An 11,664-nucleotide genomic window follows, 5' to 3' on the forward strand; every position below is an offset into this window, starting at 1 on the left:
TCGCCGTGTTTTTTCTCTGCACCTTCCAGGCGCACTAAAAGTTCCAAAAAGGTATCTTCGTTAATGTTGGAGGATGTCGTCTTCAATCCGTCTTTCAACGCGTCTGCTATTGCTTGTGAGGGGAGATCACGACGTCTCACGCCCGCCGTAAAACGACTAGCGGTATGGTATATGTTTGGTCGTTCTGGCATGCACCCAACGCCTTCATCTTTTTCGGTAAAACAAACGTGCAGCGGCTATGTTCCGATAATTGCCAAATCGAAATAGGTATTTTGCATAAGGCCCGGGATGTCCAGAAACATCCCGGGCAACGCTTGGCAAATGAGGTGCATGTCCTTCCCGTGCGCTTTATCCGCTGAGCTTCGTGCAACCCTGCGGTTAATGAGAAATGCCCTGCTTTAGGGACGAGCTAGGCAGCGCTGCACCATGACCCGGCGTTAAGTGAGGGGCCGACGCGCGGCAGTGTCATTGCCTTGTGGAGAACTGCCCTCGACAGGTTTTGTTCCGTTTTATTCCCAAGGATATTCAGCGGAAACAAAGGAACCAGCCTGCGCTCTGGCATTGCAGTTAGCTACCGGGTAAACACCTTTCGAGTGGCGCTTTTGATACTTCTGGTGCGCCAGACGCGCGGCTAGCTCACAGATGTACGATTGGTCTCTCAACCCGCTCTCGTATAACATGATGATGCCGGATGCTAATTCTGATGGAGAATAGGTGCGGTCGCTTTCTTCGAGCATTATCGCTGCATTGCTAAAACAGCTCCGCATAAAATTGACTTCAAGCGGATTATATATCCGGCTCGCTTCGTTAAATAGCGGCATAGTGGCCTCCCTTCTGCTTGTGCCAAAGGAACACCCCACAACATTAACGTCAGAAAATTATGGTGGATGTTGGCAAATGAATCAACCTGAAAAGTCCTCGCCTGCCGAAGCAAGCCAAGCCGCTACAGACGCCGCACACCCTACTTGCAGAAAATGTGTTTGTTCCAAAAATTAGGTGACTATGAAAACTACCCGTAGTTGTACAACTTAAAATTAACACACCAGAAGAATTCTCGCGGAAATTGATGGAGATGGTGCTATACTCAAAATCCAACGCATAATTATGTGCGTTCGATCGTTGAAGATCGGATACCATCATGAACAGGTTTGAATGGTTAAAGCCCGCCCTCGGCGGAGCATTGGTTGGTGCCATTGCGGCAATTGCTATTGGGTTTTCCGTCGGAGGTTGGGTCACGCACGGCACTTCTGAGCGCCTGATTGTATCCAACATATCGGACGGGGTGGCGCTCGCCCTGACACCTTACTGCCTTGAAAAATCAAGAAACGATCCGGCTGTTGTGAACATCCTGGCTGAGTTTAAGGCCGCCCCAGCTTACTCTCGCCGTAGCCTTATCGAGAAGTCAGGTTGGGCCACACCGCTGGGAACAGAGCAACCCAACACCGCGCTGGCAACTGCGTGCGGCAACGAACTCGCAAAGGCGCTTTAATATGGCGGGAAGTCTAATGAGGAGGCTATCATGAAAAAACAACGTAATCGTAACATTGGATTGGAAACTTCTGTACGCCCACGTCACGATAAGGACACGACGGCCAGCAGAAGCGACCTAAGAAACGCTCATGAACAGATGAACTCACCGTCAATGGATTGGACGCAGCTTGCGAACATTCTTCGGCGTTCTTGCGGTGGATTCTCACGTTCCCGGTCGCCGCGCCATTCTTTACCGAGGAGTAAACGCAATGGCTAATGACACCACAGCTCTAGAACGAAAGGTTCTTGCACACGAGCAAATACTTCAGGTTCTCATCGGGCATCTGGCTGAAACTGAACCCAAATTTCTGGATCGACTAAAGGCGGTATTCACGCGCCATCATATCATTGGCTCCAATGAACAGGACTATGTTAATACAGCTCAGTATGCTGAACAATTCATTCATGAAGTCGAGAGGATGCAAGAGTATAAGGCGACGCGTTGATTTTCTCCGGATCATGAATAGCTAACAGATTCTTGAGATGATTATTTCTAAATACATAAATATCAAATTCCTGCTTGCACTTTAACTCGAAAAGGCGCACTGTTTATTATCCACAGCTATTGAAACGGGCGCTGTCGTCGGGAGAGAACAATCTCCGGCCCCAAAAATGAAGGGGGACACGCGATGTCTTCCGCTTCACACCTGCCCTACTTTGGCCCTGAAGACTTCCCTTTGCTTCGCGCTTTTCTGCAACGTTCAGGCTATTCGTTGGAGGGGTGCGAAAAGCCAGAGACCCGCCTGGAAGCCGCCAAACACCTTTGTGAGATATTCAGCGACGGGCGCCACGATCCCGTCCAGATGCTGGACATGCTTTTGGCAATTCGCGCCCAACGCTTGTCACAATCCAATCAAAGAGAACTGGAAGCCTGGGAGAATGAAGGTGGCTATACGGCCCCGCAAGTCACGGCAAAGTCCTCAGTCCTGCAATGGCCTCCTCGAAAGAGGCTCCGGTTGAGGCTTGCCCATGGCTGATACTTTGCGTTCCCCAATATCAGACGTTGAGGTGAGAGAGCGAAGGACTGGGGTTCGCCGCGACCAGCTCTATCCCGCGATCCGGAATATTGTGAGGATAGAAAACCGGGTCCGCGAACCGTTCAGCGCAAGATGTTTAGCCAAACACATGCCCTCGACGCATTTACCTTGGTTGAAAAGTTATTTGAGCTCTAATGCGGCAACGTCGCTTCGGGACCGAGAAGCATATTTCGTGAGGGTCTTTCGGGGCTGGTACCGTCTCAATGACACGTGACAGATCTGGCGAGGAGAAAATGTCAGTTGGGAAATCGTTGGATCGTAAACTGAGCGTGTATCTGATCGCGTTTCTCATAATATGCATCGATGTCGGGCTGGTCGTCTGGGTGCTCGGCTCCTACGTCTATTAATTACCAAGCAGTCATGCGAAGCTCTAAAACGTATGCTTTCCCACGAGAATGAAGTCTGCACTTCCATGGATGCTGACGTTTCGTACGTCCACGCTCAGCAAACCTTCACCTTTTTCCGATGATAACTGAACAATCTCGCTTGAATAAGCTTGCCGGAGCATCTCCATGCTCGCCCACATCGTCCCTGTTGTGAACGTCTTTTCGCCTTCTGTAAGCAGGGAAATGCTGTAGTGAACAGATCCGAGGTTCCTTCCTTCGCAATACAGATCGCCTGTTGAACTAAAAGTAGAGGTTGCCATAGTTATATCCTCAAACGGATGTTGCGATATGATCAATAATAATTAATCAGATTAATATATAACAAAGCATCCAAAATTATTTGGACTTGGATCGTTGAGATTTATAACTTCCGACCATCCGCAGCTTTCGAAGTTTGAACGAAGTACGAGGCAGCGGCAGGGTATTACGTCTTTTGCTCCTGCTGTTTAAGCATGAGTACGAGAGAAAGCGAGTTCGGCTCCTGTTTAGGGTCTAGATGAACGTACTGAGTGGTTCTCCAGAGGAGCTTATCGCCTCGTCTCTCTTGGTGAAGCGGCACAGCTATAACTAATGCCGTTTGGTTTTGACCAAGTCATTGGCAGGAGTAGGGAAGCGTCCTGCAACAACTTCATTTGACGTAACTTTCGCCTTGGACTTGTCTTGCTTTGGTTTTCTTATTTCTCGGTTACTTCTTTTCTGACCACGGGGCATTTTGAAAACTTCCTGTTTTGAGGAATTTACTATTTCTTGTATACTGGGCCAATCCGTTGATGGTTCAAATCACGGCTGGAGATTCGTCCCTATTCTCAGTTGTATGCCGCCGAGAAAGCTTCGACATCGCTCGCGATGGCGAGCGACCAAATTGAAATTCTTGAATGAGCAACTTTGCTGCGGCCAGGTGAGCGGCCCGGTTTTCTGCAGTATCGTAAAGCCGATAGCCAGCGCGTCGCAATATTTCGCGCATCATGCGGAAATCAGTCGGGCCAAAATATGGTCGGATAATTTTGGAAGACATTTCGTCCTCCTTGTATTGGGGCTTGAGTCTACACTCAAAACCGACAGCGCCCGTTTCAAAAGCTGTCGAGAAACGTACCTTGCGCCTTATATTCGAGTAAAGCAACTGAGGCAGCAATGTGGCCGCTTATAGATTCTCATGTCCGTTTTCAAGGATTTTGGCATAGGTTTCCGTCTCGCCTTTCGGCGCCAGGACTAATGGGCTGCCTATTGCAGGACGCGGCGGCGCTGAGACGACGGTTGATCAGACTCTGATGCGCGGGTTGGATACCGCAGGACCGTGGTTCGTCTCGGGCCTTCCTCTGTCTCACATGGCGCGTGTTGCCGTTTCAGGCTCGCAGAATCACAACGAGGGTTACCCTGACCGGCCGCCACGCCCAGCAATAAGCAGCGTGATGGAATTGAACTTGTTCTCTCCTTCGCGTTGATCCCTTTTCGTCAGGTTGCCTTTGTTGGGGTAATCGGAACTGTCGTCGCAATCGCCCAGACGAAGGCAGCAAGCTCGCGCGCAATGGCGACGATGACGATGTTGGTGGGGCGGCCGCTGGCTTGCATGCGCTGATACCGCTGGCACAGCCGCACTTGGGCCTTCCAGGCGGTCGCTCTGATCGCTTCAGGCAGCCCCTCCGTTCGCTTCAGGATTTCCTGGCTTACACGCGCGGGCAATCTGTAGGTCCATGCGCCTTCGACCAGCATGCGCCGCGCACGGGTGTTGCCGGCCTTGGTAATGGACCCGCGCGACACGCTGGCACCGGTCGAATGCTCGTTGGGAACCAGACCCAGCCAGGCCATGAACTGACGCGGATTGCTGAAGCGTCTAAAGTCGCCGATCTCCGATACCAATGTCACCGCCGAGATCTGCGCGACACCACGCAGGGCTTGGATCGCTTCGACGATCGGGTTAAGCGACCAATCCTGCAGGAGCTCCAGCATCTGCCGGGTCAGTCGGTCGCGCCGCTCCTCGATTTGCTCGATGGCACGAATATATTCTTCCATAGCGATTTGCTGCGCACGGTGATCAAAGCGCTGTGTCGCCAACCAGTTGCGATGAGCTTTGCTCCAATGGGAGCGGCCTTCGAAGACCCGGCCGTGCCGGAGCAGAAATGACAAGAGATGCTGGCGGGCTCGTCGTAAATCCGAGACTGCCGCTTCCCGCGCCCGGCAAAGATCGCGCATGGCCTCATGCGTCTCGTCGGGAACCCAGATGGATGACAGTTCGCCCGCGCGCAACAACGCGGCAAGCGCGACAGCGTCGCGCCGATCCGTCTTAATCTGAGGACCCGGACGGGTCGGAACGAGCGATGGTGCAACGACAAGGCATTCATGACCAAGATCGCAAAGTTGGCGATACAGTCCGTAGCCTGTCGGGCCAGCCTCATAGCAAAGGCAAAGGCGTCCGTGACGTCCGGCAAGCTTGTCGACAAATTTGCGCACCGCATCAGCACGGTTGGCGATTTCGCCGTAATAGCGAACCTCGCCTTTGCGGCCTGCCTCCGCCAGACCGATCGCGATCTTTTCCTTACTCACATCCAAACCAACGTAAAGTGCGATATCATCGACCACGGCTCGTCTCCTATGTTTGAGGCTCTGGCTCGAAAGCTAACCCTCGTTTCGAACATAATGCGAGACGAGCCACCATGCCGATCAAGGACATGGGGTCTCACCTTTTACTTCAAGATTTGCAGAAGGAGCTACTTCATGTCCTCCACAGTGATCCGATAGGAGGTTGGCGGAGCCTGGGAGTGAACTTCGCGGGCAACATTGTAGATCAGATTCCGAGAGACGTCGAAGACAGCAAGAAGCGATAATTCTGTCGCTGCGACGACGCCATTTTTCTCCAGTGCGGTTTTATCGATTAGAAACAGAACCGAGATCATTGCATCGTAGCCGACAAAGCGTACTCCGACGTCAAAATCATCGAAACTTCTGCTAGGGTTAGGAAATGAAAGGGAAATTATTTTTCCCTTTTTACCGCGCCGCCGCCGTCATCATATCGACCAGCGGACTTTGCCATTGCTTTATGCTTCTGGATGAACTGTTTCAGGGCGATCTGCAGGCGACCTTCATCACGAGTTCCCTCCTGAAACCGGCGTGCGAGATATCGTGCAGCGTCAGTGCGCAAATCCTGCGTGTCGCCAGGTTTGCGAGCCTCCCTAAGAAGGCGCGAAATCATAGTAATGTTTCTGGAATTCAAGGCGATGGAAGACATTATGTCCTCCTTTGTTGCGGGTCAGGCATTTAAAGCCCGAATGACAGCACCCGTTTCAATTGCTATCGATGACCACCTTGCGCCTTATGTAAGAATAAAGCAAATAAGGCTGCAATACCACCGCTGCTAGCTCAGACTGGGCCGCGTCGCTAGAAATGGTTCCTTGGCCATTTAGACTGCAGTTTTCAACGGCGGTTCGCGGCTTCAGCGTCCCTCGTCGCTCAGCATGTGATCGGCCAGGCTGTAGCAGTGGCTCGCCTGATAGGCGTTCCGGCCCCGGTTCATGTGCGTCAGATTGAATGCCCGGATGGCCCGCAACGCCCTGCTCGACGCGAGAAATTTGCCGATTGAGGCAAAGCCGCGGACCTTGACGCCGAACATGTCCTCTCCGCGGGGAAAAAAATAGCTAACGTCTTCCGGGGCCACGACACAACGTTCCAGGAAAGCGCCGTCCACCTGACCGCGGTCGCGTGAATGGTCGGTGGTGAAATCGGAAAGATGCACCACGAAAAGCGCCCGGATGCCCTCGCCGTCCGCATAGAGCGAGAAAAACTCCATCCAGCTCGCATTGACGCGAACGAGCGCTTTGCCCGCCGTCGACGGCAGGCAGGAGACCGACCAGTAGTGCCGCTCAGTCCGGCGCGGGATCGGGATGCAGTCGCGACCGTAGCGCCTAAGAATCTCCAGAACCTCTGGAGCCTGTGGCATGCGCAGCAGCTTCTCGAACCGGGCGGCGTATTTGAAACGCAGTTCGAGGGATTCCAGGCGCTCGTCGGCGTCGCGCAGGATCGTTTTGCCTTCCATCCAATCGCGCTGTTGCTCGAAATCGAGGAACTGGCGAAGACCGGTGCGGCTTTGTTGGCGAGTGGCGTTCATCGGCGATCGAGCAGTCTGGCTACCGCCTCGCGGACAAGGGCGGGGACACGTTCGGCGTCATCCAGATAGGCACTTTCCAGGAGACCGTCCGAAAGCGCGACGAGGAGGGACGCGGTGACGGAAGGAGCCGGATCGCCGTCCTTTGCGAGAAGGCTCTGGAGGCTATCGTGATACCAGGCGCGGCGCGCATCGATGGACTGCCGCACGGCGCTGGCCGGATCTGGATATTCGGCTGCCGCGTTGAGGAACGGACATCCCCGCCAAGGGCCCGCAGTCACAGTCTCGCTGATGCGCTCCATGATCGCCGAGATCATTTTCCGGGGCGATTGCTTCGGAAGTGCGGCCACCGCTGCCCGCCCGACCCTATCGATCTCTTGGAGATAGGCGACGACGAGGTCGTCCTTCGATGGAAAGTGATTGTAGAAGGTCGCCTTGGCCACGCCGGCTTCCGCAATGATGCGGTCAATGCCGACGGTATGGATGCCGCCTTCGTAGAAAAGCCGGGTCGCGGTGTCGAGCAATCGACGACGCGCGGAACCCGCTTCGGACTGGGTTTCAGATTTTTTCTGCCTCATCGCTTGACCTTAACAGACAGGTCTGTATATTACAACAGATAGACAGACCTGTCTGTATAAGAGGAGGCCATGCATACGAAAGACACAGCCGAAGTCATCCGCCGATTCAACCAGGCGTTTGAGGAGCACGATCCCGAGATTTTCGAGGACCTGGTCGCGCCGGATTGCGTCATGGAGTCAATCCAGCCGGCACCGAACGGCACGCGCTACGAAGGCTACGATGTCAACCTGGCGTTCTGGCAGGCCATGGCCGCAGACCGCGTCAACCGCTTCGAGGTCGAAGACACTATCGTCATGGGTGACCGCGCAAACATCCGTTGGCGGTTCCATTTCGGCGACGGCGGCTCGATCCGCGGCGTCACCCTGATACGTGTTCGTGACGGGCGGATCATCGAAGCCCTGGCCTACGCCAAGACGCCTGGTGAGTCGGCGCCGCTGCCGGAATGACGGCCGCATGCGGCCAGGCGCAAGGCACGTGAGAGAGAACCAAGCCGACGATATCCGTTCGAATCGAGCCGTGGTCCGTCATGTCTAGGCGAAATGGACGCGGCTCCATCGCTCAATGAGGTGAGAAGATGACCAGTGACAGCAAAATTACCCGCGAAATCGTGGAACGCTTCCACAACGCATTCGAGCAGCATCGCCCCGAAGACCTCGATGATCTCATCGGCGACGGCTGTGTTCTCGAAAATACGGCGCCGGCCCCGGATGGCACGCTCTACGAGGGGCGCGAGGCTTGCCTCACTTTCTGGAAGGGAGTCGCGTCGTCGGCCAACCTTGTCTTTAAGGCTGAGGAGATCTCCGCGATAGGTGACCGCGGGATCATCCGCTGGCAGCTTCGCTGGAGCGAGCACGAAGCGGACCGGGTTCGAGGCGTCAACATCATGCGCGTGCGGGACGGAAAGATCGTCGAGGGTCTGGGCTACGTGAAGGGGGGCTGACGTTCCGATCGTGAACCGGAGATCCCCGTTGATCGCTATCCAGGACTTCGCGGCGGCGTGCCGCCGCAACAGGGCCCCAGCCCGAGGGAGAGAAGCGATGATGATCAACAAAGCCGGGTACACCCGAATTGAAGCCACAAGCGGGACGGTGCTGTGACGATCATTCTCGAAGCATTCAGCGCGATTGGCGCGGCTGTTACTTGACCGCACCATTGAGATAGAGGTCTTCACCTCGCTGCAGCGGCGTGAAGATGAAGTCGTCTTTTCTGAGAAAGCTGTTGAACCAGCCTAAAAGATCATCTTTGGTCGACGAGTTGCGATATCCGACCAGCTTGACGGTCAGGGGAGCACTAAAGGCTATGTCAAAGGCAGTGGCAAACTGGGTGGCGCCTGAAAGCTGAACCGAAAACATGCCACCACCGTCGTGACGGATGGAAATTTCCGCACGAGCGAAAAACTCATCGCTGTAGGTGGTGATAAGACCTGGGGCTTCCCACCAATCTTCACTCGTCAAAGCGTTTCGAGTTCCTTCGCCCTGGAAGTCGGCCCGGATTTCCTGGAGGCTGCGATAGTCACGGTTCTCGAAGCGCTTCAATGGTATTTTGAGCCACTGTGTATCCAGACCCGGGTTCAACCACTGGGAGACGTCATCCTCGGGGTCATTGTTGGGATCGAAGAAGAATTTCGGAGATTTCACTTCTAAATCCAGCACGACGTAGTTCTCCAGCTCCTGACCAGGCCAAGATCCACTTGAGGCCCGCAAGGTGATGCGTGGCTCCTCGACTGGAAGGTCGAGCGGATAGCTCTGATAAACAAGCTTAAAATGTCCCATGCGGTTCCCCGGTCTGAAAACTCATTGTGGATTCCTGAAGATAGCGGGTGATGGTATACTTTACTATGGCACATCTTTCTGGAACAGACCGCTCGCAATTACTGCTTCTGCCGGAAGCAGTCGATGATTATGTGAGACCGGACAACCCGGTCCGCTTCATCGAGGCCTTCGTTGACGGCCTCGATCTCAAGGCTGCCGGCTTTTTACGGGTTGACGCGAAGGATACCGACCGGTCGGGCTTCGATCCCGCCGATCTGCTCAGATTGTACACATACGGCTATCTCAACCGCGTTCGGTCGAGCCGACGACTGGGGCGAAATGTCATCGCAACATCGAGGTGATTTGGCTGCTGCGGCATCTGAAACCGGATTTCTGTACAATCGCCGCCTTTCGGCGGATCGACCGTTCGGCCTGTTCGGGCGGGAGTTACTGGCGATGGACGGCACGCGCATCAAGGCGGCCAACAACAAGGACCGCAACTTCACGCGTGGTGCTCTGTCGAAATTCATCCGCGAGGCCGACGAGAAGCTAGCCGACTACATGAAGCGCCTTGACGACGGCGATGCCAAGGAGGAACGCGTTGGCGAAAACAGCGGTTCCGGAGGCAAGCTCACCGTTCAGCCTGACGGCGCTCGCCAATAATAACAAAAGGGCCATTACCCTTGTCGGCGTGCCCGGCCTGATGGCGGCTGTCAGGGCATGATCGGCACAAATCCGCCTTATAAACCGCACGAAGTTTGCCCAAAAGTGCTCCGCTGATGTCATATGCCGCCCAAATCGCCGATAAGCGAAATGCCTGCAAGTCCGCATCGAATAACAGAGAACGCCTGAGGAACCTCAAACCCATCGAGTTTTAAGACGGCCTGGCTAATGTCTGAAGCGGGGCTCGATGCAGTCCTGGGATTCAACTATCTCCATCTGGTCCGTGACCTGCCCGGCACGCTGCGCAGCATCCATGCCTTGCTTGCATCAGGCGGCTTGTTCATCTCCAAGACACCGTGTGTCGGAGATATGAACCCATTTATCCGGTTGGCCTTGCTGTCCGCAATGCGCACGATTGGCAAAGCACCCCACGCCGGCGTCTTCCAGGCGGCGGACCTGGGCGAGCATATATGCGGTGCAGGCTTCGACATTCTTGCCACTGAAAGCCACGCAAACAAAGGCAATGAATCACAGCCCTACGTCGCGGCCCGGAAGAGGTTGCACGAACGGCCAAGGCTGCTTGAAAACTCGTCCAGTACGTTTTCGACGCAAATCCCATGGTCTTGCTATCGGATGGGCCGGCACAAAAGCGGACCGACCACATGCCACCCCTTCTCAGGCGTTAATACAGGATAAGGGCATTACCGCTGTGGAAACTGTGGGAATGCTACGCTAATGACTGAAATGGAGGCGATTAACGGTCCGACCGATTCGAGCCAAAGTCGGCTATTTAGAGCGTTTCCGTTTTTCTCTGAATCGAATGCGCTTCCCAAATCAGTTTTGTTCTGATTCACTGATGCTGGCTGGATGGAGGCCAGCGTTGGATGACCGCACCGATATCGAATGATCTTCGAGAGCGCGTTATTGCCGCCGTGCTGAGTGGCGAAAGCGTTCGTTCAGTGGCGACGCGGTTTGAAATTGCCGCATCTTCAGTCGTAAAATGGTCCCAGCGCCATCGTGCGACCGGATCGGTTCATCCCGGCAAGATGGGCGGCCACCGCAAGCGGATACTCGAACCGCATCGTGATATCATTGTGCAACGGCTCGCCGAGAACCCACACCTGACACTCCATGGCCTGAAGGCGGCGTTGACCGAGCGGGGTATTTCCGTCTCGCACAATACGATCTGGGAATTCATTCGCAGTGAAGGGCTGCGCTTCAAAAAAAACACTATTCGCCCTTGAGCAAGCTCGTGCCGACGTCGCTCGCAAAAGACAGCGCTGGAAGACCCTGCAAAATCACCTTGATCCCGAACGGCTGGTCTTCATTGATGAGACCTGGATCAAGACCAACATGTCGCCGATCAGAGGCTGGGGTCCAAAAGGCAAGCGACTGCGGGCATTTGCACCGCATGGCCACTGGCGCACGCTGACATTCCTGGGCGCTTTGAGAAACGATCAGCTTACAGCACCCTGTGTCTTCGACGGACCGATGAACGGCCAGTGTTTCCGCGCCTATGTCGAGCAGCAGTTGGTCCCGGTGCTCAAGCCAGGCGACATTGTCGTCATGGACAATCTCGGCAGCCATAAGTCGGCAACCATCCGTCAATTGATCAAAGCCGC

At 54.6% G+C, this 11,664-nt stretch carries 16 protein-coding genes and 2 pseudogenes; 9 read left to right on the plus strand and 9 right to left on the minus strand.

Annotation, left to right across the window (positions count from 1 at the left end):
* Window positions 1-509: 509 nt before the first annotated feature.
* Window positions 510-821, minus strand: a complete 312-nt coding sequence (locus tag AAE521_RS25630) for a hypothetical protein (protein WP_342062903.1) — start codon at window positions 819-821, stop codon at window positions 510-512.
* Window positions 822-1,138: 317 nt separating this feature from the next.
* Between AAE521_RS25630 and AAE521_RS25635 the strand changes: the two genes are divergently transcribed.
* The 3 genes from AAE521_RS25635 to AAE521_RS25645 all read left to right on the plus strand — a co-directional run bounded on the left by AAE521_RS25635 (window position 1,139) and on the right by AAE521_RS25645 (window position 2,507).
* A complete protein-coding gene (locus AAE521_RS25635) occupies window positions 1,139-1,489 on the plus strand; it encodes a hypothetical protein (RefSeq protein WP_036589314.1) in 351 nt (116 codons plus the stop codon).
* A gap of 250 nt (window positions 1,490-1,739) precedes the next feature.
* Window positions 1,740-1,976 carry a hypothetical protein gene (locus AAE521_RS25640; protein WP_051517915.1) on the plus strand — a complete coding sequence of 79 codons (237 nt, stop codon included), beginning with the start codon at window positions 1,740-1,742 and terminating at the stop codon, window positions 1,974-1,976.
* Between the two features lie 183 nt (window positions 1,977-2,159).
* Window positions 2,160-2,507 carry a hypothetical protein gene (locus tag AAE521_RS25645; RefSeq protein ID WP_036589312.1) on the plus strand — a complete coding sequence of 116 codons (348 nt, stop codon included), beginning with the start codon at window positions 2,160-2,162 and terminating at the stop codon, window positions 2,505-2,507.
* A 430-nt stretch (window positions 2,508-2,937) separates the two neighbouring features.
* On the opposite strand, the gene AAE521_RS25650 is transcribed toward AAE521_RS25645, so the two are convergent.
* From AAE521_RS25650 to AAE521_RS25680, 7 genes are all read right to left on the minus strand, one after another.
* The gene (locus AAE521_RS25650; protein ID WP_071630242.1) at window positions 2,938-3,213 is read right to left on the minus strand and encodes a hypothetical protein; all 276 of its coding nucleotides are present in this window, start codon (window positions 3,211-3,213) and stop codon (window positions 2,938-2,940) included.
* Between the two features lie 515 nt (window positions 3,214-3,728).
* A complete protein-coding gene (locus AAE521_RS25655; RefSeq protein ID WP_071630241.1) occupies window positions 3,729-3,968 on the minus strand; it encodes a hypothetical protein in 240 nt (79 codons plus the stop codon).
* A 437-nt stretch (window positions 3,969-4,405) separates the two neighbouring features.
* Window positions 4,406-5,530 (minus strand): IS110 family RNA-guided transposase, encoded by a 1,125-nt coding sequence (locus tag AAE521_RS25660; RefSeq protein ID WP_342062904.1) that lies wholly within the window; start codon window positions 5,528-5,530, stop codon window positions 4,406-4,408.
* Window positions 5,531-5,658: 128 nt separating this feature from the next.
* The gene (locus AAE521_RS25665; RefSeq protein WP_306460475.1) at window positions 5,659-5,925 is read right to left on the minus strand and encodes a DUF1488 family protein; all 267 of its coding nucleotides are present in this window, start codon (window positions 5,923-5,925) and stop codon (window positions 5,659-5,661) included.
* Complete coding sequence (locus AAE521_RS25670) at window positions 5,922-6,176, minus strand: hypothetical protein (protein ID WP_071634575.1); 255 nt, start codon at window positions 6,174-6,176, stop codon at window positions 5,922-5,924. The genes AAE521_RS25665 and AAE521_RS25670 overlap by 4 nt, the downstream gene beginning before the upstream one ends.
* A 204-nt stretch (window positions 6,177-6,380) precedes the next feature.
* Window positions 6,381-7,052 (minus strand): hypothetical protein, encoded by a 672-nt coding sequence (locus AAE521_RS25675; RefSeq protein ID WP_342062905.1) that lies wholly within the window; start codon window positions 7,050-7,052, stop codon window positions 6,381-6,383.
* Window positions 7,049-7,627 carry a TetR/AcrR family transcriptional regulator gene (locus AAE521_RS25680; RefSeq protein ID WP_043061640.1) on the minus strand — a complete coding sequence of 193 codons (579 nt, stop codon included), beginning with the start codon at window positions 7,625-7,627 and terminating at the stop codon, window positions 7,049-7,051. Before AAE521_RS25680 ends, AAE521_RS25675 begins: the two co-directional genes overlap by 4 nt.
* A gap of 69 nt (window positions 7,628-7,696) precedes the next feature.
* Between AAE521_RS25680 and AAE521_RS25685 the strand changes: the two genes are divergently transcribed.
* Both AAE521_RS25685 and AAE521_RS25690 read left to right on the plus strand, forming a co-directional pair.
* The gene (locus AAE521_RS25685) at window positions 7,697-8,074 is read left to right on the plus strand and encodes a nuclear transport factor 2 family protein (protein WP_342062906.1); all 378 of its coding nucleotides are present in this window, start codon (window positions 7,697-7,699) and stop codon (window positions 8,072-8,074) included.
* 128 nt (window positions 8,075-8,202) lie between these two features.
* A complete protein-coding gene (locus AAE521_RS25690) occupies window positions 8,203-8,568 on the plus strand; it encodes a nuclear transport factor 2 family protein (protein WP_342062907.1) in 366 nt (121 codons plus the stop codon).
* Window positions 8,569-8,764: 196 nt separating this feature from the next.
* Here AAE521_RS25690 and AAE521_RS25695 read toward each other — a convergent pair whose 3' ends face one another.
* Entirely contained in the window at window positions 8,765-9,400 is a 636-nt protein-coding gene (locus AAE521_RS25695) for a hypothetical protein (RefSeq protein ID WP_071634585.1), read from the minus strand.
* 50 nt (window positions 9,401-9,450) lie between these two features.
* Between AAE521_RS25695 and AAE521_RS25700 the strand changes: the two genes are divergently transcribed.
* The 4 genes and pseudogenes from AAE521_RS25700 to AAE521_RS25715 form a co-directional block, all read left to right on the plus strand.
* On the plus strand, window positions 9,451-9,741 hold the full coding sequence (locus AAE521_RS25700) for a transposase (RefSeq protein ID WP_342062908.1): 291 nt from the start codon (window positions 9,451-9,453) through the stop codon (window positions 9,739-9,741).
* Window position 9,742: 1 nt separating this feature from the next.
* On the plus strand, window positions 9,743-10,042 hold the full coding sequence (locus AAE521_RS25705; RefSeq protein ID WP_342062909.1) for a hypothetical protein: 300 nt from the start codon (window positions 9,743-9,745) through the stop codon (window positions 10,040-10,042).
* Window positions 10,043-10,267: 225 nt separating this feature from the next.
* Window positions 10,268-10,600 (plus strand): annotated as a pseudogene (locus AAE521_RS25710) (class I SAM-dependent methyltransferase); the annotation flags it as partial.
* A 326-nt stretch (window positions 10,601-10,926) separates the two neighbouring features.
* Window positions 10,927-11,664: pseudogene (locus AAE521_RS25715) on the plus strand (IS630 family transposase); the annotation flags it as partial.

The sequence above is a fragment of the Brucella cytisi genome, from assembly GCF_038433355.1.
Classification (GTDB): domain Bacteria; phylum Pseudomonadota; class Alphaproteobacteria; order Rhizobiales; family Rhizobiaceae; genus Brucella; species Brucella cytisi.